Here is a 24,999-nt window from a genome sequence, read left to right on the forward strand (position 1 = left end):
GCGCCCTGACAGGCAGCCGACGGTCTGGGCGCGCATCCGATGCCCCAGGGGCGTCTGGCTCTGCCACACTGCGCGGCCGTGAGCCCTGCTTCCGCCCTCTACCGCGACTGCGCCCGCCTGTTCATGGTGGGCTTTCCTGGCACCCGCATCGACGCCGACCTCGCGGCGCTGATGGACGACGGCATCTCCGGCGCCATCCTCTTCAAGCGCAACGTGGGCACGGCGGCGGAGACCGCGGCGCTGTGCCACGAGCTGAAGGTGCGCGCGGGCCGGCCCTTCATCCTCTCCGTGGACCAGGAGGGCGGCCGGGTGGCGCGGCTTCGCGGCGAGCCCTTCACCGCCCTGCCCCCCATGCGCGAGCTGGGACAGCGCGGCGACGAAGCCCTGGCGGAGCGCGTGGGCCGGTTGCTCGCGCACGAGCTGCGCGCCGTGGGCTTCGACTGGGACTTCGCGCCGGTGCTCGACGTGGACACCAACCCGGCCAACCCGGTGATTGGCGACCGCAGCTTCAGCCGGGACCCGGCGGAGGTGGGCCGGCTGGGCGTGGCGCTCGCGAAGGGCCTGGAGGCAGGGGGCGTGGCGTCGTGCGGGAAGCACTTCCCGGGACACGGCGACACGACGACGGACAGCCACCTCACCCTGCCCCGCCTGCCGCACGACCTGGAGCGCCTGCGCCGCGTGGAGCTGGTGCCCTTCCACGCCTTCGCGAAGGCGGGGCTCGCGTCGCTGATGACGGCGCACGTGCTCTTCGACGCGCTGGAGCAGGGCGTCCCCGCGACGATGAGCCGCCGCGCGCTGCACGGCCTGCTTCGCGAGGAGGTGGGCTTCGACGGGGTGCTCGTCAGCGACGACCTGGAGATGAAGGCCATCGCGGACCACTACTCCGTGGCGGAGGCCGCGGTGCAGGGCACGCTCGCGGGCGTGGACCTGTTCCTCGTGTGCCACAAGGCGGACGTGCAGCGCACCGCCATCGAGGCGCTGGTGAAGGCGGTGGAGTCCGGCCGCGTCCCGCGCGAGCGCATCACCGAAGCGCACCGGCGCCTGGACGCGCTCGCCGCCCGCTTCGCCCACCCCGCCGAGGACCGGCTCGCCACGCTGGGCGACGCGGAGCACCGCGCCCTCGCGCAGGGCCTCGCCAGTGCGTTCACCGGCAAGGACCCCACGGAGGTCATGCTCGCGTCGCGCTGAAGCGGGGCGCGCGTCACCGCTGTTGCCCTTCGTGGCCCTGGATGAACGGCCGCGCGCCCCCGGGGTCCTTCGTGTTCTCGTTGGGCGAGGTGTAGCCCGGCGCGCCAATCTGGTTGCTCAGGCCCTGCGCGCCCGAAGGCTGGGGCTGCGTGGGCGTGCCCTTCGCGTCGGTGGGCACGTTCGTGCCGGAGCCTCCGGTGCCGGGCGGCGCGGGCTGCGGCGTGTTGACGACCCCCTGATGGCCGCTCGCCGCGCGCGGCATGGTGGGCCTGTCGCGGTTGCAGGCGGGGCCCACCACGGCGGCCGTGGCGACACACACGCCCAGCAGCGTCCAACGATGAAGGGTCTTCGATTGCATGGCCTGCTCCTTCTGGAAGCCGCGACGGCCTCGACAGAAGGAGTGGCCACCCCGGTCTCCCGCCGGGAGTGGCGGAGCCGGAGCGCGGGCGCCCGCAGGCACGCTGGCCGGCGGACGCCGCTGGACCTCCAGGACGGCTAGCGGTCCCGCAGGTAGATGGGCGGGCTGACGTAGCTGTAGGGCTGCTCGTAGCCGTGCACGTCCTCGTTCGCGGAGGACGTCGCCCAGCCGCCCAGCCCCACGGCCGCGGGCGAGTACCCGGCGCCGCCGAGCGTGGCGTAGCGGTGCGCCATCATGCCGCCCGCGTCGTCCCACTTGGAGTTGTTGGACTTGCCTTCCGTGGCCTTGGTGCGCGGGTCGATGCTGGAGCCAATCGTCCCGATGGTCCCGTTGTAGCCGCGGTCCACCGTCAGCACGTGCGGCGGCAGCTTCGCGGCCAGGTCGCCGTGGTGCGCGTCCGCCGGGTTCTCGTGGCCCTGCTGCTCGGCCACGTTGTAGACGGGCTCCGGCTGCGCGCCGCGCTGCGCGAAGGCATTGCCCCGCGACTCGTTCGGCTGCCTGCCGCCCGTCTCCGGGAGCTCACCGCAGGCCGTGCCCAGCAGCACGCCCGCCGCCAGCGCCGCCGCTCCCATCCACCGCTGAATGCCTCGCTCGCGCATGTTCATCGTCTCCGCCATCCCCGAGGAATGGTCATGCCGTGCCCACCAACCACCAGGCATGCACCCGGGGGCTGGCATCGCCGGTCGCCCGCTGTCGGGCCCGGAGGCCCGTGGGGCTGCATCGTGAACGGCCGGTCCCTCCCGGGGGAGCGAGGGGCCAGCCACGGGGGCAGGCATACACGGTCCCGGCCTCCCTGTCCCGCCAGGAGTGCACCGGAGCCCGCCGCCCCACGCCGCCTCAGGCGCGGGTGCCCTTCCGGGCCGGGGCCTTCGCCGGGGCCTTCTTCGCCGCCGGGGCCTTCGCCGGGGCCTTCTTCGCCGCCGGCTTCTTGACAGCCGCCGGCTTCGTCACCGTCGCCGGGGCCTTCTTCGCCGCTGGAGCCTTGGGCGCCGGAGCCGCGCCGGAGGGCTGTTGGAGCGTGGCCAGGACCTCCGCCACGTGTCCGGCCACCTTCACCTTGGGCCACACGCGGACGACCTTGCCCTCCGGCCCGATGAGGAACGTCGCGCGGATGAGGCCCATGAACTTGCGGCCGTAGAGGGACTTCTCACCCCACACGCCGTACGCGTCCGCCAGCGCGTGCTCGGGGTCCGCCAGCAGCGAGAAGGGCAGGCCCTGCTTCGTGGCGAACTTCTGGTGGCTCGCGACGCTGTCCGGAGAGACGCCCAGCACCACCGCGCCGGCCTTCACCAGCGCGGAGTGCTCGTCGCGGAAGTCGCACGCCTCCGTGGTGCAGCCGGGGGTCGCGTCCTTCGGGTAGAAGTAGAGGACGACGTGCCGCCCCTTGAACTGCGAGAGGGAGACGGTGGCGCCGCTCTGGTCGGGGAGCGAGAAGCCGGGGGCCTTGTCACCTGCTTGGGGCATGGGCATGCGTCGGCTCCATACCCAGACCCCGCGGGCTTCTCAACTCCACGCGCGCTTCAGCTCAGTGCGTCGCCTCACCCGGCGGATGCACTTCCTCGCCCGGCGGGTGGGCGTTGGCCTCCAGCCGGACCAGCTCCGCCTGGCAGCTCTCCAGCACGTGGCGCAGCATGTTGCGCGTCGTGTCCGTGTGGGACTCGCCCATCTTCTTGGCCAGGGCCTCGCACGCGGCGCGCTTCGTCTCCACGTCGCTGGCGCCAGCGCCGGTCGCGCCGGGGCGGGCCAGGGGACGCGGTGGGAGCTTCTCGCGGGCGGCCTTCAGCGCGGCCAGCCGCTTCTCGGCCTCGGGGCGGCTCTTGGATTCCTTGGGGACGGCCTCGAACTGGGCGACGACTTCCGTCCAGGCCGGGTCCTGCGGTGCGACGTTCTGGTTGATCAACTCCTGGTAGCGGCCTTCGGCCTTCTGCAGCTGCTCCGGACCGGGATCGGTGGAGCAGCCCGACAGGGCGAGCAGCCCCGCCAACAGCAGCGCGGCGGAGTGTCGTGGATGGGCAATGCGCATGGTGTGGTGCTTCCTCCTGCTGGCCACCCGGTTAAACCACGGCTAGGGTGCGGCGTCGTGGCTCCCATCCTGCTCGCCTTCCTGCTCGGCCTGACCCAAGGCCTGCTCCACGCCCTGGGGCCGGATCACTGCGCCGCCATGGCCACGCTCGGCACCCTGGGTGGCGGCCGGCGCCGCGTCGCGCTGACGACGGCGCTGCGGTTCGCCCTGGGCCACGCGGCCATGCTGGGCGGTATCGCCGCGGTGTGCCTCTTCGCGGGCGTGGGCCTGTCGGAGACCTTCGAGCGGTGGGCGGAGGTGTTCGGTGGCGCGGTGCTGGTGGCGCTGGCCGTCACCGCCCTCATCTTCCCGCACAGCCTGGACCACGGGCACCCGCACCTGCCCGGCCACGACCGCGAGCCACACGAGCACGTACACACCGTGAGCACCGCCGCGGGCGCCTTCATGGCCGTGAGCGGCGTGCGCTCGCTGCTCATCGCCCTGCCCCCGCTGCTGGTGGGCGGCAGCATGAGCCTGTCCGCGTGGACGTACCTGCCCGGCTTCGCGCTGGGCATCCTCATCGGCATGGGCGCGGTGGGCCTGCTGTTCGCCGAGGGCCTGTCGCGCGCCAACGCGCGCATCAGCCTGTGGATCCAACGCGGCGTCGCGCTGGGCTCCGGCGCGCTCGGCCTGTTCTGGATCGGCTCGCGGCTGGGCTAGCCGGCGCGGCAGGAGCTCCGCGCCAGCGCGGGGCGGGCTACCGCTTGTCCAGGATGCCCAGGGCCATCATCGACACCAGGAAGCCGTGGACGACGTGCTCCGGGCGGTTGGCGAACGCGAGCAGCTCCGCCACCACGCGGTTGCCGTCGATCTTCGGCAGCAGCTCCGCCTCCCAGCGCTCCAGCTCCACCTCGTTGAGGCCGTAGGCGGGGGCGACGGCGGGGATGAGCCGGTCCTCGGGCTGGAGCAGGCGGCGCAGGCGCTCCGGCTTGTAGAGCTTCTTGATGCCCCGGACGATGAGGTTCGCCGGGTGCACGTCCAGCTTGATGGACTCCGAGGAGGCCTTCTCCTTGAAGCTCATCACGTACGTGCCCTCCTCCCAGGAGAAGAGCGAGTAGATGATGGCCTTCACCTGCTGTCCCACGTAGTACAGCCGCTCCGTGTCCTTCAGCAGGGCGCGCTCCACCAGCACGTCCCCGGTGCGGCGGTGGCTCTGCGCGGCGACGGCGGACGCGTCCTGGAGCTGCTCGGGTTTGATCTTCCCCACGCGCACCAGGAACTGCCCGAAGCGGTCCGCCAGCAGGTTGGAGAGCGCGAACACCGGGGTGCCGTTCTCGAAGTAGACGACCTTCTTCACCTTCCCGCGCTGGATGCCCAGCTCTCCCGTCTCACGCGACAGGTAGAAGGCGGTGAGCAGCGAGGGCAGGTTGTCCTTCAGCTCACCGCGGCGGCTGCCCGGGGAGCCCGCGCCCACCGGCAGTGGATCCGGCGGACGACCCGGCGTGGGGGCCCGCACCTGGGTGGAGGGCACCTTCTGCATGGGCGTGGCGGTGAGGTTGGCGCCGCGGATCTCCGCCGTGAGGTTGCCCCCGCCCGTGACCTTGATGCGGCCGGTCAACTCCATGGCGTCCTGTGGGCCCTCCTCCTCCACGTCGATGTCCAGCTCCACCTCGAAGGCGTCCTGGAGGGAGGCGGCGGGGACCTTCTTCTCCGCGGGCAGCACCTTGGCCACCGCCTCCAGCAGCTTCTGGGCCTCGAAGGGTTTCTCGAAGTAGCCGGCGGCCTGGTACTTCTGGCGCGCCTCGGTGGCGTGCTTGCCGCCCTTGAAGACGCCGGTGATGAAGAGCAGCGGCAGCTGGGGGTTGTCCTTCCGCAGCGTGTCCGCCAGGTGGTAGCCCATCATGTCCGGCAGCAGGATGTCCAAGACGGCACACCCGGGCGGATGCGCGCGCGCGGCCTCGATGGCCTGCTTGCCACGGCTGGCACCCACCACCTCGTACCCTGCATCCTCGAAGAGCTGCGTGAGGAGGGAGAGGAGCTCCTGGTTGTCGTCCACGACGAGGATTCGAGGCGCCATCGCGGGGGGGACCGTAGCAGATTCGGGCGCCTGGGCGGCCAGCGTTTCCAGGGAACCCCGGATGCCTGCTCCCTTCAGTGGATAGATGCAAGCGTGCCGCTGGGGCGTTAGGGTGGCGCCCGCATCATGTCCTCCCTCTTCTCGCGCATCTTCCCGGCAGGGTTCCTGGCCGGGTTCCTCCTCCTCTCCCCCCTGACAGCCACCGCCCAGTCCCAGTCGGACGCGGGACGGGACGACCCAAACTCCCCGGAGGGCGACGACAACACCGGGCGAGTCCCCACCAACTGTCGCAGCAGCAGCGACTGCGCGCCGCGCTTCAGCTGCGCCGCGGGCACCTGCAAGTACACCGGCGTCCGCCAGGCGGAGACGCAGGGGTGTCTGCTGGGGCCGGAAGCAGCGCTGATGGTGCTGGGCATTGCCGCCGTGGCAGGCTCGCGCCGCCGCCGGTAGCCGGTAGCCCCCGACCAAGGAGCGACGCGCGATGCGGCTGGGCCTCAAGGCGGACAACCTCCTGGAGCGGGTGGCGGACTTCCTCAACCTGGCCCCGCAGCCGCTGGCGCACGCCTTCTTCGGGATGATGGCCTCGCGCACGCTGATGGCGGGCGCGCGCCTGGGCGTCTACGCGGCGCTGGCGGACGGCGCGGCGACCGCGGAGGCGCTGGCGGCGCGGCTCAAGACGAGCACCGAGGGAATGCGGGCGCTCCTGGAGGCGCTGATCGCCTGCGAGGTGGTGGAGCTGCAGCGGGGCCGCTTCCGGCTGGCGCCCCGTGCGCGGCGGTGGTTGGACCCGCGCTCGCCGCAGGCCATCACCTCGTTCCTGGAGTTCAACTACGCCCAGTGGGACTGGTGGGGGCAGCTGGAGAGCGCGGTGAAGAGCGGGCAGTCGGTGGACATCCACCAGTTCGCTCCGGAGGATCCGCGCTGGCGCGACTACATCCAGGCCATGTACCAGCTGGCGCGGCTGGCCTCACCGGAGGTGGCCGCGGCGATTCCGCTGCCCCGGGGCGCCCGGCACCTGTTGGACCTGGGCGGCGCGCATGGCTGGTACGCGGCGGAGCTGTGCCGGATGCACCGGGGGCTGAAGGCCACGGTGGTGGACCTGGAGGGCAGCGTGCGCGTGGGGCGGGACATCATCGCCCAGGCGGGGCTGTCGCACCGGGTGACGCACCGGGAAGGGGACGTGCTGCACGCGGAGCTGGGCGGGCCGTATGACGGCGTGCTGCTGTTCCAGGTGATGCACCACCTGACGCCCGCGCAGAACGTGGCCCTCCTGCGGCGCGTGCGCGGGGCGATGGTGTCCCGGGGCACGCTGGCGGTGCTGGAGTACCTGCGCGAGGAGCGGGACACGCAGGGCACCTCCGCGCCGCTCATCGGGTTGCACTACTTCCTCACGTCCGGGGCGGCGGCGTACACGCCCGCGGAGGTGGAGGGCTTCCTGGATGACGCGGGGTTCCGGGTGCAGAGCACGCGGCCCATCCGCCACCTGCCGCTGCAGACGTTGCTCATCGCGCAGCCGGAGTAGCCGCGCCCGGCGTCTGCTTGTCAGACGGCATTGCTATCTCCACACTCCGGGCATGGCCTATGGCGCGAAACCCCTCGAAGGTCCGGCGACCTTCGCTGACATCGAGGCCCTGCCCGAGGGCGTGGTGGGCGAGATCATCGATGGGATGCTGTACACGCAGGCCCGGCCCCGGGCCGAGCATGGCTATTTCGAGTTCAGGCTCCACCGGGAGCTGGATGACGCCTTCCAGCTGGGCGGGGAAGGACCCGGCGGATGGTGGCTCATGGCCGAGCCCGGCATCCGGGTGGGCGGCTCTCCGGAGTTCAGTCCGGACCTCGCGGGCTGGCGGCGCGACCGGGTGCCCGTGATGCCCCGGGGGCAGTGGACGGATGTTCCCGACTGGGCGTGTGAAATCCTGTCGCCGTCCACGCGCGCGTACGACCAGCGCATCAAGCGGCCGTTCTACGCACGCATCGGAATCAAGCACCTGTGGTTCGTGGACCTGGACGTGCGCACGCTCACCGTGAGTGAGCTGCACGAGGGCCGTTGGCTGGAGCTGGGCGTCTACGGTGAGGGCGATGACCTCATCCGCACGCCCCCCTTCGAGGAGCGGGACCTGCGGCTGGGTTGGCTCTGGAAGTCGCTTCCGCCTCCGGGCTAGCTCGGGCTCAGGCCACCTCGCGCCGGGGCGGAGTCACTCCTCTCGATGTCCCGCCCCGGCCCGTGCGTCCTCTCCGACCGCCAGCGCCGGAACATCGCGGCCCTCGCCGAAGCCGAGCGCCCAGAAGCGCGGCCGCACCTGCTCCTTCATCAGCAGCCGCAGGAGCAGGTACTTCGCCTCGTCCTGGCCGTCGAACGCCATGGGGAAGGTGCCGTAGTGCATCGCCACCGACGTGCCGGAGCGCAGCACGCGGTGCGCCCGGAGCGCGTCCTCCGGCCCCATGTGCACCGGGTGCAGCACGCGCGGACGGAACGCGCCGATGGGCAGCACCGACAAGCGCATGGGCCCGAAGCGCTCCGCGATGCGGTCGAAGTGCGGCCCCAGGCCCGTGTCCCCCGCGAAGAGCACCGGGCCTCCGGAGGTCTCCAGCACGTAGCCCGCCCACAGCGTCTCCTCCTGGTCCGTCAGCCCCCGGTTCGAGCGGTGCTGCGCGGGCACCGCCGTCACCTTCAGGCCCGGAGGCGCGCCCTTCGCGGACTGCCACCAGTCCAGCTCCTCCACGCGCTGGAAGCCCTCGTCCACCAACAGCTCGCGGTTGCCCAGCCCCACCACGAAGAGCGGGTGGTGCGCGGCCTCCAGCCGCCGCAGCGTCGGCAGGTCCATGTGGTCGTAGTGGTTGTGGCTCACCACCACGAGGTCGATGGGCGGCAGGTCCTCGAAGCGGATGCCGGGCGGGCGGACGCGCTTGGGACCGGCGAAGGACACGGGGCTCGCCCGGTCCGAATAGATGGGGTCCGTCAACACGTTCACCCCGTCCGCCTGGAGCAGCACCGTGGCGTGGTTGATGAACGTCACGCGCAGCTGGCCCGCGCCCACGCGCTCCGGGGGCCTGGCTCCAAAGGGCTCCTCCGTGTAGTCGCGCCATGCGCCGCGCGTCTCCTCCAGCGCGGCCTTCACCAGCGTCAGCGGGGCCAGCTTCGGCGCGTTGCCCAGGTTCTGGAACGCCTCGCCGTCGAAGTGGTCCGTGGCCGGCCCCCGGTGCACGGTGCCGGCGAAGCAGCCCGTGAACAGCGCCAGGGACAGCGCGGGCCACAGCCGCGTCACTTGATGATGATGGTCCAGTCGCATTCGAAGGGCTCTCCATCGAGGGTGGGCAGCGCGTAGCGCGAGGCCTGGATGCTGCTGAGCGCGAGCGCCAGCAGGTCCGGCGGCAGGGTCGTGTCGCGCACCTCGCACTGCTGGGGGACACCGCCCTGCACCAGCCGGCAGGTCACGCGCACGTGGTGCTTGCGGCCTTCGCGCCAGCGCTGGAAGGCCTCCTGGAACACCGGGTCGTCCGGTGGACCGCCGCGCACGCGCCGGGGCTCCTTCACGTGCTGGGACAGCCAGGAGCAGGCGTCCTTCACCTGCCCGTCACACGCCTTGCCCATCAGGGACAGCGCGCGCATCCGGTCCAGCCCCCGCGCGTCCGAGGCCAACAGCGTCAGCGCCTGTTCGAAGCAGCGCTTCGCCGTGCGCACCGTGCACTCCTCGGTGGTGACGGGAGGCGTGCCCTCGGAGAAGGCGCCCACGGGCGCGGGGCGCATCCGGTCCTCCGTCACGCGCGCGGGATCGCTCCGGCGCGGGCCGCACGCGGACGCGGCGCACAGCAGCGCCATCAGGAGGAAGGAAGAGCGCCAGGTCATGGCGCCATCGTAGACGGCCCGCGACCGGGAAGGGATGTCAGCCGTGCGGGGCGGTGTCCAGCCAGGTGCCGAGGAGGTCCAGGAGCTGGGCCCATCCCTGGGTGGCGCGCTCCCGCCACGGCTCGCCCTCGGGGCCCAGCTCGTGGGTCAGGGTGAGCACACAGCCCGTGTCCTGGGGAGCGATCTCCACCGTCACCCGGTCAACGTTCGCCGAGTACTTCGGCACGGACAGCGTGAGCACCAGCCGACGGGGCCGGTCGAGCTCCAGGAACACGCCCCTGTGCTCCACCTCCTCGCCTTCACGCAGGTCCGCGAAGCAGAAGCGGCCCCCCACGCGCGCATCGACTTCCGCGCGCGCCAGCGGCGTGTTCGGGCGGGTGACGAAGAGCCAGTGGCGGGCCTTCGCGGGGTCCAGCCACGCGTCGAAGACGCGCTCGGCGGAGGCCTTGAAGCGGTGGGTGACGGTCAGCGTCACGGGACGGGGCGGCGTCATCGGGTGCGTCCTTTCGTGGCGGGACGAGCGGAGGCGGCGGCGCGGTCCTCCTCCTGGAGGAGGTCATCGAGCGCCTGGAGGCGGGCGGTCCAGTTCGAGCGCTGCGCTTCCATCCAACGCGCCGCCTCGTCCATGGGCTTGGGGATGAAGGACAGGAAGTGTTCGCGGCCCTCGCGGCGCCGGCGCACCAGCTTCGCGCGCTCCAGCACGCGGATGTGCTTGGACACCGCGTTGAGCGACATGGCGAAGGGCCGCGCCAGCTCCGTCACGCGCGTCTCCCCTGTCGACAACCGCTGGAGGATGGCCCGCCGCGTGGGGTCGGCCAGCGCCAGCAGGGTCTGGTCCAGGTGATTCGGGGTTCGCATCATTCAACCTATGGGTTGAATATCAACGCGGGCCCTCCACCTGTCAAGGCAGGGACCGTGGAGTTCAGCGTCGGCGCGCGGCTTCGAGCGCCCGGGCCAGGGTGCTGGCTCCGGCGCGGAGGTCATCCGGGCGCACGCCGCCGAAGCCGAAGACGAGGCCGGACTCGCGGCACCTGCCGAGGAAGTAGTCGGACAGGGCCGCCACCTCCACGCCCAGGCGGGCGGCCTCGTCACGGACCCGCAGGTCGGACAGCGGCGCCGCGAGCGACGCGCACACCTGCATGCCGGTGTCACAGGGCCGTGGTGTCAGCGCGCCCGCGCACTCCGCGAGCAGCGCGTCGAGCAGGGCCTCGCCGCGCTCGCGGTAGGCCGCCCGCATCCGGCGCAGGTGGCGGGCGAAGTGTCCTTCCGCGAGGAACGCCGCGAGCGCGGCCTGCTCCAGCGACGAGGCCGGGGCGGACGCGGCGACGCGGGCGGCGGCGAAGGCATCCACCAGGGGTGGCGGCGCGATGAGGAAGCCCAGGCGCAGGCCCGGGAACATCGACTTGCTGAACGTGCCCACGTAGACCACGCAGCCGGACTCGTCGAGTCCCTGGAGCGCGGTGAGGGGACGGCCGCGGTGACGGAACTCGCTGTCGTAGTCGTCCTCGATGATCACCGCGCGCGAACGCTCCGCCCACTGAAGCAGCGCCATCCGCCGCGCCAGGCTCAGCGTGGTGCCCAGCGGATATTGGTGCGACGGCGCCACCAGCGCGACACGGGCCCGAGGCGCCCGGGCGATGCCCATGCCCACGTCGAGCCCCTCCGAGTCCACGGGCACGGGCACGGGCCGTCCCCCCGCGGCGAGCACCGCGCGGCGGGAGCCAGGGTAGCCGGGGTCCTCCACCCAGACGGCGTCGCCCGGGTCGAGCACGAGCCGGAGGACTTCATCGAAGGCCTGCTGGGTCCCCGCCGTGACGAAGACCTGCTCCGGAACGCAGCGCACGCCCCGCGACACGGACACATGGGTGGCGATGGCTTCACGCAGCGGCGCATGACCAGCGGGGTCGCCACCCTCGAGCAGGCCGGTGCTCGCGCGAGCATGGACGCGCGACACGGTGCGGCCCCACAGCGCGGTCGGGAACAGGTCGAGCGCGGGAACACCGGGCCTGAAGGCACGAGGCGCGGCGCCCAGGCGGGGGGCACCGACCGGTGCGGACTTCAGCCGTCGTGCGGCGGCGGCGAGCCGGGGCCCTCGCGACACATGGGGCTTCGTGCTTCGGACCGTCGCTCCGACGGGGGTGGGCAGCAGCCCATGAACTCCTGCGCCTGAACTCGGAGCACGTTGGGAGGCGGCGAGCAGCGGGTTCAGGGGCCGTGCAGCGGGGCTCGGAGGACGAACGGAAGCAGCGAGCAGGGGTCCTCGAAGCGCCGCGCTCCGGCTTCGTGCGTCGGGAACGATGGGCAGCTCGGGGGCGACTCGCGTGCAGGAGCCGGCTCGGGCGACGAGGTAGCCCTCGGCGGTGAGTGCATCCAGGGCTTGGAGGACGGTGCTCCGGGCCACGTCCAGTTCGGCGGCGAGCTGCCGGGAGGACGGAATCCGCAGTCCGGGGGCCAGCGCGCCGGAGAGGATGCGCGCGCGGACCCCATCGAAGATCTGCTCATGAAGCGGGAGGGTGGACCGCGAGTCCAGCCGCAGGAGCAACGAGGTGACGACGCTGGTGGAGGCCTTCAACTGGTAGGGTCGATTCTGTCGAAAGTGGTCTTCATGACCCTACCAGTTCCCTGGCAAGGATGGCTTCCGCACCCGCTCTCAGGAAGCCTCCATGCCGTCTCTGCCCGCCTGCTGCTCGGTCCTCGAATTGCGTCAGTACACGCTGCATCCCGGTCAGCGCGACGTCCTCCTCCAGCTCTTCGAGCAGGCATTCATCGAGCCGCAGGAGGCGGTGGGGATGCACATCGTCGGACAGTTCCGTGACGAGGACCGGCCAGACCGGTTCGTGTGGCTGCGCGGCTTCCGCGACATGGCGTCGCGGCGGGACGCGCTGCATGCGTTCTACGGCGGACCCGCGTGGAAGGCGCACCGAGACGCGGCGAACGCGACGATGCAGGACTCCGACAACGTCCTGCTGCTGCGGCCGGTGCGCGAGGGCTCGGGCCTCTCCCATCCGAGCCCGTCGCGGCCCGCCCCCGGAACAGCAGCGCACCCCGAATCACGAGTGGAGCTCACGCTCTGTTACTTGAAGGCCCCGGCCGAGGAAGGCCTGCGGGCGCGCTTCGAACAGCAGGTGCGGCCGGTGCTCACGGAGCTGGGGGCCACACCGCGGGCACTGTGGGAGACCGAGCCCGCGGAGAACACCTTCCCAGCGTTGCCCGTGCGCACGGGCGAGCACGTCTTCGCCTGGCTCACGGTGTTCCCGGATGCCGGGCACCATCGCGAACACCTCCGACGCCGGGCCACTTCGACGGCGTGGCTGGAGCCCCTTCAGCCGTGGCTGTGCGCACCGCTCGAGCACCTGCTGTTGGCCCCCACCTCCCGGTCGGAGCTGCGATGACCGGTCACCTGAAAGGACCCATGGTCATGAAGCCCCTTCCTCCATTTCCCACAGGCGACGTGCACGACTTCGACTTCCTCATGGGTGAGTGGACCTGTGTGAACCGGAAGCTGAAGCAACGGTTGGTGGGCAGCGACAACTGGGACGTCTTCACGTCGAGGATGCGGTGCCAGCCGTATCTGGGAGGTCTGTCGAACGTCGAGGAGACCGTCTTCGAGCGAGGCTTCTCCGGCATGGCGCTGCGGTTGTTCGACGTGGCACAGCGCCGCTGGTCCATCCATTGGATCGACAGCCGGAACGGAGTGCTCACGCCACCCGTGCACGGAGGCTTCACGGGCGACCACGGCCGCTTCTACGGCGAGGACACCGAAGGAGGCCGTCCGGTCCAGGTCGTCTTCCACTGGCTCCGCCAAGGCACCGACAGGGCAAGCTGGGAGCAGGCGTTCTCCCTCGACGGAGAGACGTGGGAGACCAACTGGGTGATGGAGTTCACCCGGGCGGCGTAGGGCATTCCTGACGCCTGCCCGGAACGGTGTGCGCATGGCACATCACTCTTCTCCGCAATCCAAGAGCACTCCAACTGCTGGAGGCAACTCCCGCCTCACTCGACAGCGCCTCGGCCGGCGGCCACCGCTTCTCGCTCACCCTGATGCAGCCGGGCGCGGCGCCCTGAGACACCGCGGCCCATCCACCGCGCGAAGAGGGAGGGCCCTCGGTACGACGGCTACTCGCCAGCCTGCTCCTTCGCCACGGCCTTGCAGCGGATAGCCCGCGCGCGCAAGGACTCGCCCTCCTTGGCGGGGCAGTCCGTCAGGTACGACTTCTCCACGGGGGGCAAGGCCTGCGCCGCGCCGGCACCGGCGGCGCCGGGGCACTTGTAGGCAATGGCCATCACGGTCGCCGTGGTTGTGGTGCCGCTGGCGCCACCGAGCTGGGGCTGGTTGGCCTGGACGTGCGTGGCGCCCCGCGCCGCCGCCTTGTTCATGACGTCGTTGAGCGCGTACTCCATCAGCTGGTCATTGCTGATGTAGGCGCCGCCAAAGCTGCCGCCGCCCGTACCAATCACCATGCCGAGGTTCTGACACTCGGGCCCCGGCGCCGCGGGCACCGGCGTCACCTGGCTGCCCGCCTTGGAGAGGGCCGCCGTCACGCACCCCGTCATCGGACCCAGCGCCACCACGCCCACCAACATCTGCTTCCAATTCATGGCTTCCTCCGAATCGCTCGCCATGTCCCCTCCGTCCGAGAGCCAGTTCTCCGTGACGTGTGCGAAGGGTTGCGAGCACACCTCCTTACTACATGGAGAGGTCACGTCCCGACTCATGTGTAGTCGGCTGGGAGGGGGCTCGGAGGAGGAAGGCTCCTTGGAGACATCATACAGCAGAGGTTTCAGGGTTTGATTTCAGCCATGAACGCTCGCGTCACCGCGCCGCTTGTAGCGGCCCAGCACTGCCTCCGCCGAGCCGCTGGCCCCGGTCCGTAGTACGGCCACCTCCAGGTGCCCCATGGACGTCAGCAGGCCTCGTCGGTAGCTGCCATTGCGCTGGTCCTTGCGCCCTGCCGCCAGCGCCAGACCGAGTTGGGCGCCTGCCTCGGTCGAGAGACGGCGTCCCAAGCCGCGCCAGTTCACCCTAACTGCGGCGCAGGGGCAGCCTCGACCCATGCCCGTTCGTGGAACGGCACGCGCTATCGCCGCTGCAGGCCGGCCGTTCCACAGAGGGCTACCAGCGAGGGCCTCAAGCAATGCTCACCATTGGAAGACAGGACCCGCATCACTTCGACCAGAGCGCTCCATGCGGGCCGGACAGCAGGAGTTCGAGCCCGTCCAGGAGGTGGCAACCCCGACGCGTTCGTGACGAAGCTGGCGCCGCAGCAGTCGCGAAGTCGGACGGCGCACTTCGGGGGAGGCGTGCCGTCCGGCGGGGCATGGCGGCTGCGTCACCCGCCCGCGTTCGCTCGCTCCAGGGCGGCTTGGAAGATGCGGTCCGTGCCCTGCCCGAAGCCCGCGCCGTCGAACGGAACCTCGACGCTCGGCGGGATGCCCACGCGCTCGTAGATCTGGTGATCCGGCGCGGTGTACAGCTCGACGGAGAGCCCGAACTCCCAGCCATTGGGCAGGTGTCGAGTGGGCACGTCGGACAGCGCCCCCATCGTGCGTTCCCCGATCACAGTGACGTTCGGCAGCCCCCGCATCGCCAGCGTGAAGTTCTCCGCCGCACTGGCGGTCACGCCGCTGGTGAGCAGGTAGACCGGCCGGGTGAACTGCCGAGGCCCCGAAGGAGCGAAGCGGAACTCCCGCTGCGGCGTGAAGCCCGTCGGGGTGCGCGTCTTCTTGTAGAAGCCGGTCCGCTCGACGTCGGTGAAGCGGCCCGCGAGGGCGAGGGCCACGGCGTCATGGCCACCGGGATTGAAGCGCACGTCGAGGATGAGCGCTTGCTTGGTGGAGAGCGCAGCCAACGCGGTGTCCAACGCCTGTCCCGCCGCCGCGACCTCCGCCGCGACGCCGGCCTCCGGGTCGGTGCTGAACTTCTCCATCCGCCCCAAGAAGATGTAACCCACCCGCTCGTTGAGGGATTGCCACGCTACGCGGTTCTCCGCCGCCGTCGTCACGCCAGGACCTCCCAGGTAGTGGGAGAGGACGTACGGGCCAATGTCGGAGAAGTGTTCCTCGAAGTCCGCGGGGAGCGATTTGGGATTGAAGACCTCTTCGCCCGCCACGAGGCGGATGTGTCCATCAGTGAGAGGCGCAAGCATCTCGGACAGGAGGGTGAAGAGCTCGACGTCCGTCGTCGTGGGCGTGACGCGCGACCGGAACTGCGCATAGCGCGCCTGCCAATCCACGCCATACAGGTCGAACAGGGCATACTGCTCGGCGAAGGTGCGCCAGAAGATCTCGAAGTTGAGCACCGGATCATTCGGCTGTGACACCGGCTTCGAGCAGTCCTCCGGCAAGGGCGCGCTCTGTCCGGTGACATGGAGGGTGCCAGGGTCCTCGATAAGCAGCCGGTGGTCCGCGACGCGGAAGTGAAGGTCCGCCTCGGGGAGTGTCCCGTCCACCAGCTCTCCCGAGATCCACGGCAGGCAGCTCGTGGAGGTGATCTCGAAGAGTTCGACCTTCGTGCCCTGGAAACGGATCGCGAGGCCATAGCCATCCGTGCGCCAGCTCCCCTCCAGCGTGTCATCAGGCGAGGGATTTCCACCGCCGTCTGGCTCATCCTTGCCGCACGCGAGGGACAGACAGAGCAATGCCAGGGCAAGCACGGCGGGGTAGCGAGACATAGGCACCTCGAAGCCAGCGAGTCGTCAGGCTTCAACACCGACGTCGCCGCGCCGTGCTACTCGCGTCGTGTGGGGCCCTTCACGCCGCGACAGCGTGCGCGGGTCACGCCCAAAGGGCAGTCGTATTCACGGAGTCCTTGTGGATGCACGTACCCGGCGCCCGCTGACGGGCGTGAGGCTCTCCAGCCGACGTTCCGCCGATGGACCCTGGCAACGCAGTCGGTGGAGTCCGCATCAGCTGGGCAGCCACCAACCAAGGGCCGAACTACACACTCTCACGGGAGCGGATCCAGGAGCCCCGGGCCCCGAAGAGCCACGGGGGCAATGGCCCCCGTGACTGGACTTCCCACCGAGGCGTCCAGTTGAATGCGCCCGAATCTCGCCCTGGCCCGGGAGTCCACTCCATGCGTCGCCTGCTCGCCGCCATTCCGTGGTTCGCCCTGGTCGGCTGCTCCTACGTGGGCCTCGCCACGACCCCGGACAACAGCATCGGTCCTTATTCCTCGCGACCGGGCGCCGCGATCATCCGCGTGGGCAAGCCCGAACCCGAGCCCATCAAGACCCTGGAGACCCCCAAGCCCGAGAAGGCAGAGGAGTCCGCTCCGACCACGGAGTCCCCCACCGCCGAAGCCTCCAGCGCGACGCGGTAGCGGCTCGCCCGGGCGCGGGATTGTGAACGGACTCGCGGAATCCGGTTCGACAGGCCGTGCTCACTGGGGAACCCTCCGGGCGCCCCCGCCGCCTGGAGCCCACCGATGAAGCCCCTCGTCATCTGCCACATGCTGTCGTCCATCGACGGCCGCATCGTCGTCACGCACTGGCCCGACCGGGACTCGATGCACCGCGAATATGAACGCACCGCCGACTCCTTCGGCGCCGACGCGTGGATGTGCGGCCGCATCACCATGCAGGACTTCGCCGCGACGGAGGACGTGCCCAAACCCCCACCCGCATCTCCCCTGCCCCGCACGGACTTCATCGCCCGCGAGGACGCGGAGTCCTTCGCCATCGCCGTCGACGCGCACGGAAAGCTGAACTGGGAGTCCGGCGCCCTCGACGAGGACCACCTCGTCGTCGTCCTCACCGAAGCCGTCCCCGACGCCCACCTCGCCCACCTGCGCGAGCGCGGCGTCTCCTACGTCTTCGGCGGCGCGCGGGACATCGACTTCGCCCGCGTGCTGGAGACGCTCGGCCGCGCCTTCGGCATCCGGACGGTGCTGCTGGAGGGCGGTGGCGGCATCAACGGCACCCTGCTCGACGCGGGCCTCATCGACGAGGTGAGCCTGCTCGTGCACCCCACCGCCGACGGCCTGCCCGGCACCCCCACCCTCTTCGACCGGCCCCAGGGCGCCACCGGCATGGGCGCGGCCCTGGAGCTCACCCACGTGGAGCGCCGGGACTCCGGCATCGTCTGGCTGCGGTACCGCGTGCGCCCCGCCGCCCGCTGAGCCCCGCGCTTACTTGGACGGCTGGGCGCGCAGCAGCGTCGCGGACTCGTAGAGGCTCTGCTGCTGGAAGATGCCCGACGCGGCGGGGTCCTTCTCCAGCTTCTCCTGCACGCTCTTGGGCAGCTGCGCGTAGAGGTCCTGCCCCAGGAGCTCCTCGAGCTGGTCCACCGGAACGCGCGACGACTCCAGCAGCGGGACGATCTGCTCCTTCTTCGACGGGCCGTCCTTCGCGTTCGGAACCAGGTACGCGAACATCGACAGGTTGCCGTTCGGCAGCTCCAACAGCACCGTCTTGAAGTTGTGCGTGGGCACCGCGATCTTCCGGTCCTTCGAGCCCGTCGTCTCGATGGACTCGGGCGGCAGCGGCTTGCCCTTGGCGTCCAGGAACAGGTTGCCCGTGACGATGTACGCCTTGCCCCCGGTCTTCTTCACCAGGTCGCCCACCCCGCGCTCCAACGTGCGCCACACCTGCTGGTTGTGGTTGCCCTGCTGGGGGGCGATGTTGGTCATGTAGTGGCTCTCGTTCATCGCCGCCTGCGTGGGCGAGTCCTCGGCCGGCTTCATGTGCCCCCGGTCGAAACCGGTGTTGTTGTAGTCGGAGTCCGTCACCCCGCCGCTGCGCAGCTCCGGGTCACGCACGAAGGTGCTGGTGAGCCGGCTGACGTCCGCGGGCGTCTCCTTCACGTCCGCCGCGGACAGCATGTAGCTCACGAACGTGGGCACGTTCTTGTCCGTGTCCAGCAGCGTGCGCGAGTACTCCTTCACCAGGTTCAACCCGGGCGTCGCGCCCCCAGCGCCCACGCCCTGGAGCGGATCCACCTCGCCCGCGACCTCCGCCACGCGGCTCTCCAAGGCCGCCATCTGCTGATCCGGCACCCACTGCGTGTTCGCCGCGGTCCCCGTCCCCTTCGCCTGGTTCGCCTTGGACGCGTTGATGTACGCCGTCAGCTCCTCCGAGGAGAGCTGCCCGTCGCCGTTGCCGCCCAGCAGGTCCGCGCGCTTCGCCACCGACCGCTGCCACGGGCTGTCGAAGCTGTCCACCGAAGCCGTCTGCGCGCCCCCCGCGAGCTTCGCGTCCAGCGCGGCGCGCTGCTGCTGCAGGGCCGTGGACGAGAGGAACTGCGCGTCCGTGGGCGCGGAGAGGTACGTCTCCAGCTCCGCCGCGGACACCTTGCCATTGTGGGCCCGGCGGCCCGTGCCACCGTCGTCCGCCGCCTTCAGCAGCCGCCCCTGCCAGCTCTCATCCGTCCAGCCGAACTTCTGCTGGAGGTCGGAGATGGCCACTTCCTTCGCGGCGGAGCGCTTCCAGCTTCCCCCCGTGGGCGCCACCACCGCGTTGCCAGCGGGCGCGTTGGCGGGCAGCTCCGCTCCGGCGGGCACCGCGGCGTTCGCGGGCACGGCGGCGGTGTCGGCGGCATTCGCGGGCGTGGAGCTCGGAGAGAGGGCTCGCGTCGGGATTCGCAGCGACATGCGGTGAACGTCCTCGGGGCCAGCGGGGGAGACGATCAGGGAGAGTGGGCCCCTCCACCCATCGTCGAATCGACGCGTGTCACGGTTGCGTCACACAGGCCTTTTTCTTGGGGGACCGAGCGTTTTTTGGTCCGGCTCTACACGGCTGTCACTTTATGCCGGGCTTCGAAGGGGCCGGAGGGCGGTGGCCGTCGGGGCGGGCGTGCTGGACGGTGTGGACGATGCGGGCTTCGGCCTGGAGGGTTTCGATGACGGGGGTGGGCAGCCGCGCGCGCTCGGCGGCGACGGCGAGGGTGATCAGAAAGGCCTCGCTGACCGGCCCCTGCGAGGAGGTGTCGCGGTTGGCGGGGGTGAACGCATGGGCCTCCACCACGGCGCCCGACGCGGTGCGAACGCGCACGGGGCGCTCCTCGGTGGCCAGGGCGAGGGCGGTCTCCAGGCGGGCCAGGGCGGGCCAGGCCTCGGAGGCGACGGCGCGCAGGCGGCCATACAGCCGGTGTCCGGGCGCATCCACCAGCCGTGCGACCCGGCCGCCCCAGTTGGGCACGTGGACGTCGTAGACGACGTCCACGTCCAGGGCCTCGGCGAGCTCGCCTTCCGGGAAGTCAGGCACCGGGGGCAGGCCATGCAGGTGCCGGCTCGCCGCGGCCGGGGCCAGGTCGAGGGAGAACGCGAACCACGGACGCGAAGCCACGGGGCCAGATGCCATGGACGCGAGTGTCCCCGGCGCGCGGCGATGGGACAAGGGCCAGGGGACGGATCCGCGCGGAGGATCCGGCCTTTCTCCGGAACCCCCGACCGCCGCTCACGTCACCACGGCGGCGAGGATGCGCTCGAAGAGCCAGGGGGCCCGCCCCAGCAGCCGCACCACGGGCCTGCGCAGGCGTGGACGGCGCGCGAGCATCAGCAGGGCCTGCGTCGTCCAGGCGTACTTGCGGAACACCTGCTGGAAGGCGCGCTCGTACGGCAGCAGGGTGTCCCGCGCGGCGCCCCTGGCGAGGGCGTCCGGGAGCAGCGCGCCCAGGGACTCCGCGCAGGCGAAGGCCAGGGTGAGCCCTTCCCCCGTCACCGCGTCCACGTAGCCCGCCGCGTCCCCCACCAGGGCGAAGCGATCCGCGATGCGCGAGCGGGCCATGCGCGCCAGCGGCCCCGCGCCGCGCGCCTGCGAGTCGGCCTCCGCGCCCGCGAGCCGCTCCGCCAGCCGGGGGAAGCGCTCCAGCAGCGTCTCGAAGGCCACGCGCCCCGGGACGGTGCCGTCCTCCCACAGGAACGCGATGCCCACGCGCTCCGCGCCCGCGGGCGTCACGTACGCCTCGACGCCGGAGGCGAAGTGCACCTCCACGAAGGGCGACCACGGCACGCGCCGGAAGTGCCGCCGCAGCCCGAAGCGCCGGGGGCCGGTGGGCTCGACCTCCAGCCCCTCCGCGCGGCGCAGCGGTGAGCCCAGGCCGTCCGCCGCGACGAGGAACCGGGCCTCGACGGCCCCCACGGGCGTCTCCAGCCTCACCCCCGGGCCCATGCGCCGGTGCGAGACGACGTGCGTGTGCTCGCGCAGGTCCACGCCCACCTCCCGCGCTCTCGCGGTGAGCGCCGAGGACAGGGCCAGCCTGCGGACGCCCAGTCCTCCGGGCGCCGGCAGCCGCCCCTCCGCCGTGCCGCCGTCCTCCTGCACATAACGGATGCCCACGAAGGGCGCGCTGTCGCGCCGGTCCAGGTGCGCGAGCGCGCCCAGCCGCTCCAGCGCCGCGAGCCCCGAAGGCATCAGGCCCTCGCCGCACGCCTTGTCCACGGGCGCGGCGGAGCGCTCCAGCACCACCGTGTCCAGCCCCCGCTGGGCCGCCGCGATGGCCACCGCGAGCCCCGCCGGGCCCCCACCTACCACGACCACGTCGTGGCGCTTCACGGGGCGCGCGCTCCTCGCGCCACCGCGCGGCCCAAGCCGTCCGCCCGCGCCGCGACGGAGGCCGCTCCACGCCCGTGCGTCACGAGTCGTGCTCCGCGCGCACCATCGCCAGCGCGCTCTTCGCCATCTCCACCGCGAGCCCCACCGCGCCCACCTTCCTCGGCGCCGTCAGCGCTCCAGCCAGGTAGCGCCGCAGGGCTTCGCTCCGGCGCAGCTTGCCGCTGGACGTGCGAGGGAGCGTCCCGGGCTCCAGCAGGCGCACCGTGTGCGGCTGCACGCCCGTCGCCTCCACCACCGCCGCGCGGATGTCCGCCTCCACCGACGCGGTGTCGCCCCGCTCCGCCCACTCCGCCAGGATGAGCAGCGCTTCGTCCTCGCTGCCCTCGGGCGTGAAGCCCAGCGCCACCGCGCAGCCCGTGCGCACGCCCTCCACCTGGAGCAGCGGCTCCTCGAAGGCCTGGGGCGAGTGGTTCGCGCCCCGGATGATGACCAGGTCCTTCGCGCGGCCCGTCAGGTACAGCTCGCCGTCCGCGCTGAAGCCCAGGTCGCCCGTGTCCAGCCAGCCCTCGCCCCCCATCACGCGCGCCGTCGCCTCCGCGTCCCCGAAGTAGCCGCGCATCAACGACAGCCCCTTCGCGAACACGCGCCCCACCCGGCGCTCCGGCAGCGCCGCGCCGTCCTCGCCGCGCACCTGCACCTCGAAGCCCGCGACCGGCGCGCCCACGCTCACCAGCGTCCGCGCCCCGTCGCGCGCCTGGCCCTCGCGCGCCAGCGCCTCCGGATCCACGCCCAGCTCCCGGGGCCCCCGGCCTTCCGGTGGGAACGTCACCGCCAGCGACGCCTCGGACAGCCCATACACGGGGCGCAGCGCTCGCGCGGAGAAGCCCCAGCGCCCGAACCGCTCCGCGAAGCGGCGCAGCGTGTCCGCGGATACCGGCTCCGCGCCGTTGAGCGCGTGCATCCACGCCGACAGGTCCACGCCCTGGAGGTCCGCGTCCTTCACCCGCTTCAGACACAGCCCGTAGGCGAAGTTCGGCGCGGGCGACACGAAGCCCCGGTGCCGCGACAGCGCGCGCAGCCACAGCGCGGGCTTCGCGAGGAAGACCTCCGGCGGAATCAGCACCAGGCTGCCCGGGTAGTACAGCGCCGCGAGCACGCAGCCGATGAGCCCCATGTCGTGGTACAGCGGCAGCCAGCTCACGCCCACCGGCATCACGCCCGGGGACAGCGGCATCGCCACCTCCAGCGCCGCCACCTGCGCCACCAGCGCCCCGTGCGTCAGCGCCACCGGCTTTGGATCCACCGTGGACCCGGACGAGAACTGGATGAGCCCCAGCGCGTCGGGCGTCACCTCCACCTCCAGGTCCTCGTCGCCGTGCATCACCGCGTCCACGGTGTGACAGCCCAGCGGGGGCCGGGCCTGCTCCACGCTCGGGCCCAGCAGCAGCCGCACGCGCGTGTCCGTCAGCACCACGACCGCGCCGGTGAGCTGGAGCATGCGCGCCGTCGACCGGTGGTACTCCTCCAGCCGGCCCAGCCGCACCGGCGGATAGAGCGGCACCGGCACCGCGCCCGCCAGCAGCGCGCCGAAGTAGGCGTCCATGAACGCGGGGGACGTGGGCAGCAGCAGGGCCACCCGGTCCCCCGGCTTCACGCCCAGCCGCGCGAGCCCCGCGGCCGCGCGCTTCGCCCTCCGGTACACCTGCGACCACGGCAGGGACGTCTCGTGCTCGGAGGCGTCCACGAACACGAGCCCCAGCGACGTGCGCGACGTCGCCTTCAACATCGCGTTCACCGTGGCGTGCTTCAGCGCCGGCAGGGGCGGCCCCTTCACGGGTGCGCTCCCGCGTCCTGCTTCGACTCCGCGACCCGGGCGGCCACGCGCCGCGCCAGGTCCTCCACCGTGCGCACGCCCTGCGCGTCCTCCTCCGACAGCATCACCCGGAAGCGGTTCTCCAGCCCCACCGCCAGCACCGTCAGCCCCAGGCTGTCCAGGTGCAGGTCGCGCAGCAGGTCATGCGCGGGCTCCACCGCGCCCTCGAACTCCAGCTCCTCGCGGGCGATGCGGCGGATCTCCGCCAGCACCTCCGTCACGGCATCAACCACGGCGAACCTCCGGAATGAAGCGCGGACGGTCGGCGAACGCCTCGGAATACACCGCGCCGAGCGCCGCCTCCTCCGCGCGAATGCGCACGAACAGCAGGGCCGCGTTGCCCGCCGTGAAGACCGCCGCCGTCACCCACGCCCCGTGGATGAGCGGCACGCACCACAGCTCCAGCACCACCGCCACGTAATTGGGGTGCCGCAGGAACCGGTACGGCCCGCCCGTCACCGGCGCCAGCCCCGGCACCACGATGATGCGCGAGTTCCACCGGTCCCCCAGCGTCCCGATGGCCCAGTACCGCAGGCCCTGCGCCACCACAGCCCCCGCCAGCGCCGCCCAGCTCCACGCGCCCCAGAAGGGCCGGTGGAAGCCGAACACCTCCACCGCGCACGCCACGAGGAACAGCGTGTGGAACGCCACCATGAACCGGTAGTGCCCCTGCCCCGTCTCCACGCCCCCGCGCGCGAAGGCCCGCGCCGCGTTGCGCTTGGACAGCACCAGCTCCAGGAGCCGCTCCGCGACGAGCAGCCCCATGAAGCCCGCGAACAACCCCTGGGTGCCGGTCACCAGCGCACCAACACCATCTCCGCGCAGAAGCCCGGTCCCATCGCCATCACCACGCCCCAGTCACCCGGCTTCGCGCCCGCCTCCTCCAGCGTCTCGCCCAGCACGAAGAGCACGGACGCGCTGGACAGGTTGCCCACCTGCCGCAGCGACCTCCACGAGCGCTCCAGCGCGCCTGCCTCCAGCTCCAGCGCGGCCTCGAAGCCCTCCAGCACCTTGGGCCCGCCCGTGTGCGCCACCCAGTGCCTCACGTCCCGGCGGGTCAGCCCGTGCCCGGCGAGGAAGCCGTCCACGTTGCCCCGGATGTGCTCGTTCACCAGCTGCGGCACCTTCGCGGACAGCACCACCTTGAAGCCCGTGTCCACGACGTCCCAGCCCATCACCCGTTCAGTGTCCGGGTAGAACACCGACCGCGACGCCACCACGCGCGGGCCCGGGGCGGCGGTGGAGGCCGGGGCCTCCGCGCCCCGCAGCACCACGCACGCCGCGCCGTCGCCGAAGAGGCCGGAGGCGATGATGTTGGGGATGGACAGGTCCTCGCGCTGGAGCGTCAGCGAGCACAGCTCCGTGGCGATGAGCAGCGCCGTCTGCTGGGGGAACGCGCGCAGGTAGTCCGCCGCCCGCGCCAGCCCCGCCGCGCCCGCCACGCAGCCCAGGCCGAAGATGGGCGTGCGCTTCACGTCCTCGCGCAGGCCCATGCGGTTGACCAGCCGCGCGTCCACGCTGGGCGTGGCGATGCCCGTCACCGTGACGAAGAAGACGTGGTCCACGTCCTTCGGCGTGAGGCCCGCGCGCGACAGCGCCTGGCGCGCGACGTGCTCCGACAGCTCCGTGGCCACGCGGATCCACGCGTCGTTGCGCTGCTGGAACGTCGCGAGCGCCGGGTACTCCTCCAGGGGCAGCGCCAGGTGCCGTCCGCCCACCTGCACGTTGCGGTGCAGCTCTTCCAGGCGCCCCAGGTTGAAGTGCTTCGTCGCCCACAGGTCGCGCAGGGCCGCGATGAGCTGATCCTGGCTGGCGTAATGCGAAGGGAGCGCGCGCCCCACCGCGCTCACGGAAGGGGATGGCGCGAGGTCGTGAACGGTCGTGCTGGGCATGAAGTCCTGGAGAGTCCCACCCTGGAGGTCGAGTCCACTGGCTTAATCGGCTGGCGGGCCGGATGCGATGGTCTATCGACAGGCCTGCACGCACCTGAACCCCGCCCCCCACGCATTGTTGCGCACGCGACGCCCTCGCGCACTCCTGGCGCGGCGCTCCTTGCGGTCTCCTGTCGCGAAGGCCCCATCAAGGCAGCGCCGGGCAACGCG

Annotated in this window: 29 protein-coding genes; 9 read left to right on the forward strand and 20 right to left on the reverse strand. The window is 71.7% G+C overall.

Annotated elements, in window-relative coordinates; translation table 11 throughout:
• Positions 1-123 precede the first annotated feature (123 nt).
• Positions 124-1,188 carry a beta-N-acetylhexosaminidase gene (nagZ, locus tag FOF48_RS16415; RefSeq protein ID WP_370456589.1) on the forward strand — a complete coding sequence of 355 codons (1,065 nt, stop codon included), beginning with the start codon at positions 124-126 and terminating at the stop codon, positions 1,186-1,188.
• A 13-nt stretch (positions 1,189-1,201) separates the two neighbouring features.
• Here the strand turns inward: nagZ and FOF48_RS16420 are convergent, their stop codons facing one another.
• The 4 genes from FOF48_RS16420 to FOF48_RS16435 all read right to left on the reverse strand — a co-directional run bounded on the left by FOF48_RS16420 (position 1,202) and on the right by FOF48_RS16435 (position 3,629).
• A complete protein-coding gene (locus FOF48_RS16420; protein WP_143902665.1) occupies positions 1,202-1,546 on the reverse strand; it encodes a hypothetical protein in 345 nt (114 codons plus the stop codon).
• Positions 1,547-1,683: 137 nt separating this feature from the next.
• The gene (locus tag FOF48_RS16425) at positions 1,684-2,205 is read right to left on the reverse strand and encodes a hypothetical protein (RefSeq protein WP_143902667.1); all 522 of its coding nucleotides are present in this window, start codon (positions 2,203-2,205) and stop codon (positions 1,684-1,686) included.
• A 238-nt stretch (positions 2,206-2,443) separates the two neighbouring features.
• Positions 2,444-3,076, reverse strand: coding sequence for a thioredoxin-dependent thiol peroxidase (gene bcp, locus FOF48_RS16430; protein WP_255442265.1), 633 nt, complete (start codon positions 3,074-3,076; stop codon positions 2,444-2,446).
• A 55-nt stretch (positions 3,077-3,131) separates the two neighbouring features.
• On the reverse strand, positions 3,132-3,629 hold the full coding sequence (locus FOF48_RS16435) for a hypothetical protein (RefSeq protein ID WP_186001934.1): 498 nt from the start codon (positions 3,627-3,629) through the stop codon (positions 3,132-3,134).
• Positions 3,630-3,686: 57 nt separating this feature from the next.
• On the opposite strand from FOF48_RS16435, the gene FOF48_RS16440 reads away from it, so the two are divergent.
• On the forward strand, positions 3,687-4,328 hold the full coding sequence (locus FOF48_RS16440; RefSeq protein WP_143902669.1) for a hypothetical protein: 642 nt from the start codon (positions 3,687-3,689) through the stop codon (positions 4,326-4,328).
• Positions 4,329-4,365: 37 nt separating this feature from the next.
• On the opposite strand, the gene FOF48_RS16445 is transcribed toward FOF48_RS16440, so the two are convergent.
• Positions 4,366-5,685 (reverse strand): response regulator, encoded by a 1,320-nt coding sequence (locus FOF48_RS16445; protein WP_143902671.1) that lies wholly within the window; start codon positions 5,683-5,685, stop codon positions 4,366-4,368.
• A 126-nt stretch (positions 5,686-5,811) separates the two neighbouring features.
• Here FOF48_RS16445 and FOF48_RS16450 point away from each other — a divergent pair, with 126 nt between their 5' ends.
• The 3 genes from FOF48_RS16450 to FOF48_RS16460 are packed head-to-tail and all read left to right on the forward strand — an operon-like array spanning position 5,812 to position 7,847.
• Positions 5,812-6,135 (forward strand): MXAN_6627.5 family MYXO-CTERM protein, encoded by a 324-nt coding sequence (locus tag FOF48_RS16450; RefSeq protein ID WP_143902673.1) that lies wholly within the window; start codon positions 5,812-5,814, stop codon positions 6,133-6,135.
• 31 nt (positions 6,136-6,166) lie between these two features.
• A complete protein-coding gene (locus tag FOF48_RS16455) occupies positions 6,167-7,207 on the forward strand; it encodes a class I SAM-dependent methyltransferase (RefSeq protein WP_143902675.1) in 1,041 nt (346 codons plus the stop codon).
• 52 nt (positions 7,208-7,259) lie between these two features.
• Positions 7,260-7,847: a Uma2 family endonuclease gene (locus tag FOF48_RS16460; protein WP_143902677.1), complete on the forward strand. Its 588-nt coding sequence runs from the start codon at positions 7,260-7,262 to the stop codon at positions 7,845-7,847.
• Positions 7,848-7,880: 33 nt separating this feature from the next.
• Here the strand turns inward: FOF48_RS16460 and FOF48_RS16465 are convergent, their stop codons facing one another.
• The 5 genes from FOF48_RS16465 to FOF48_RS16485 form a co-directional block, all read right to left on the reverse strand.
• Positions 7,881-8,975, reverse strand: a complete 1,095-nt coding sequence (locus FOF48_RS16465; RefSeq protein ID WP_143902679.1) for an MBL fold metallo-hydrolase — start codon at positions 8,973-8,975, stop codon at positions 7,881-7,883.
• The gene (locus FOF48_RS16470) at positions 8,948-9,532 is read right to left on the reverse strand and encodes a hypothetical protein (protein WP_143902682.1); all 585 of its coding nucleotides are present in this window, start codon (positions 9,530-9,532) and stop codon (positions 8,948-8,950) included. The genes FOF48_RS16465 and FOF48_RS16470 overlap by 28 nt, the downstream gene beginning before the upstream one ends.
• A 37-nt stretch (positions 9,533-9,569) precedes the next feature.
• Complete coding sequence (locus FOF48_RS16475) at positions 9,570-10,025, reverse strand: SRPBCC domain-containing protein (protein WP_143902684.1); 456 nt, start codon at positions 10,023-10,025, stop codon at positions 9,570-9,572.
• Positions 10,022-10,390 (reverse strand): helix-turn-helix transcriptional regulator, encoded by a 369-nt coding sequence (locus tag FOF48_RS16480; protein ID WP_143902686.1) that lies wholly within the window; start codon positions 10,388-10,390, stop codon positions 10,022-10,024. The genes FOF48_RS16475 and FOF48_RS16480 overlap by 4 nt, the downstream gene beginning before the upstream one ends.
• 64 nt (positions 10,391-10,454) lie before the next feature.
• Positions 10,455-12,104 carry a PLP-dependent aminotransferase family protein gene (locus FOF48_RS16485; RefSeq protein ID WP_186001935.1) on the reverse strand — a complete coding sequence of 550 codons (1,650 nt, stop codon included), beginning with the start codon at positions 12,102-12,104 and terminating at the stop codon, positions 10,455-10,457.
• 91 nt (positions 12,105-12,195) lie between these two features.
• On the opposite strand from FOF48_RS16485, the gene FOF48_RS16490 reads away from it, so the two are divergent.
• Both FOF48_RS16490 and FOF48_RS16495 read left to right on the forward strand, forming a co-directional pair.
• A complete protein-coding gene (locus tag FOF48_RS16490; protein ID WP_143902688.1) occupies positions 12,196-12,924 on the forward strand; it encodes an NIPSNAP family protein in 729 nt (242 codons plus the stop codon).
• 26 nt (positions 12,925-12,950) lie between these two features.
• On the forward strand, positions 12,951-13,430 hold the full coding sequence (locus FOF48_RS16495; RefSeq protein WP_143902690.1) for a hypothetical protein: 480 nt from the start codon (positions 12,951-12,953) through the stop codon (positions 13,428-13,430).
• Positions 13,431-13,648: 218 nt separating this feature from the next.
• On the opposite strand, the gene FOF48_RS16500 is transcribed toward FOF48_RS16495, so the two are convergent.
• From FOF48_RS16500 to FOF48_RS16510, 3 genes are all read right to left on the reverse strand, one after another.
• Positions 13,649-14,131, reverse strand: coding sequence for a DUF4156 domain-containing protein (locus tag FOF48_RS16500; RefSeq protein ID WP_161666210.1), 483 nt, complete (start codon positions 14,129-14,131; stop codon positions 13,649-13,651).
• A gap of 195 nt (positions 14,132-14,326) precedes the next feature.
• Positions 14,327-14,587 (reverse strand): transposase, encoded by a 261-nt coding sequence (locus FOF48_RS37735; protein WP_143902694.1) that lies wholly within the window; start codon positions 14,585-14,587, stop codon positions 14,327-14,329.
• 275 nt (positions 14,588-14,862) lie between these two features.
• A complete protein-coding gene (locus FOF48_RS16510; protein ID WP_143902696.1) occupies positions 14,863-16,203 on the reverse strand; it encodes a S41 family peptidase in 1,341 nt (446 codons plus the stop codon).
• 404 nt (positions 16,204-16,607) lie between these two features.
• Here FOF48_RS16510 and FOF48_RS16515 point away from each other — a divergent pair, with 404 nt between their 5' ends.
• Both FOF48_RS16515 and FOF48_RS16520 read left to right on the forward strand, forming a co-directional pair.
• Positions 16,608-16,853, forward strand: a complete 246-nt coding sequence (locus FOF48_RS16515) for a hypothetical protein (RefSeq protein ID WP_143902698.1) — start codon at positions 16,608-16,610, stop codon at positions 16,851-16,853.
• Between the two features lie 105 nt (positions 16,854-16,958).
• On the forward strand, positions 16,959-17,651 hold the full coding sequence (locus tag FOF48_RS16520) for a dihydrofolate reductase family protein (protein ID WP_143902700.1): 693 nt from the start codon (positions 16,959-16,961) through the stop codon (positions 17,649-17,651).
• A 9-nt stretch (positions 17,652-17,660) separates the two neighbouring features.
• Here FOF48_RS16520 and FOF48_RS16525 read toward each other — a convergent pair whose 3' ends face one another.
• The 7 genes from FOF48_RS16525 to FOF48_RS16555 form a co-directional block, all read right to left on the reverse strand.
• The gene (locus tag FOF48_RS16525; protein ID WP_143902702.1) at positions 17,661-19,121 is read right to left on the reverse strand and encodes a DNA/RNA non-specific endonuclease; all 1,461 of its coding nucleotides are present in this window, start codon (positions 19,119-19,121) and stop codon (positions 17,661-17,663) included.
• Positions 19,122-19,269: 148 nt separating this feature from the next.
• A complete protein-coding gene (locus FOF48_RS16530) occupies positions 19,270-19,830 on the reverse strand; it encodes a gamma-glutamylcyclotransferase family protein (RefSeq protein ID WP_143902704.1) in 561 nt (186 codons plus the stop codon).
• Positions 19,831-19,926: 96 nt separating this feature from the next.
• Entirely contained in the window at positions 19,927-21,024 is a 1,098-nt protein-coding gene (locus FOF48_RS16535) for an NAD(P)/FAD-dependent oxidoreductase (protein WP_143902706.1), read from the reverse strand.
• A gap of 79 nt (positions 21,025-21,103) precedes the next feature.
• Entirely contained in the window at positions 21,104-22,858 is a 1,755-nt protein-coding gene (locus FOF48_RS16540; RefSeq protein WP_143902708.1) for a fatty acyl-AMP ligase, read from the reverse strand.
• A complete protein-coding gene (locus FOF48_RS16545; RefSeq protein ID WP_143902710.1) occupies positions 22,855-23,130 on the reverse strand; it encodes an acyl carrier protein in 276 nt (91 codons plus the stop codon). The genes FOF48_RS16540 and FOF48_RS16545 overlap by 4 nt, the downstream gene beginning before the upstream one ends.
• On the reverse strand, positions 23,123-23,698 hold the full coding sequence (locus FOF48_RS16550) for an isoprenylcysteine carboxyl methyltransferase family protein (protein ID WP_143902712.1): 576 nt from the start codon (positions 23,696-23,698) through the stop codon (positions 23,123-23,125). Before FOF48_RS16550 ends, FOF48_RS16545 begins: the two co-directional genes overlap by 8 nt.
• Entirely contained in the window at positions 23,692-24,789 is a 1,098-nt protein-coding gene (locus FOF48_RS16555) for a type III polyketide synthase (RefSeq protein WP_143902714.1), read from the reverse strand. The genes FOF48_RS16550 and FOF48_RS16555 overlap by 7 nt, the downstream gene beginning before the upstream one ends.
• Between the last annotated feature and the right edge of the window lie 210 nt (positions 24,790-24,999).

The organism is Corallococcus sp. Z5C101001, assembly GCF_007352635.1.
GTDB classification, from domain to species: Bacteria; Myxococcota; Myxococcia; order Myxococcales; family Myxococcaceae; genus Corallococcus; species Corallococcus silvisoli.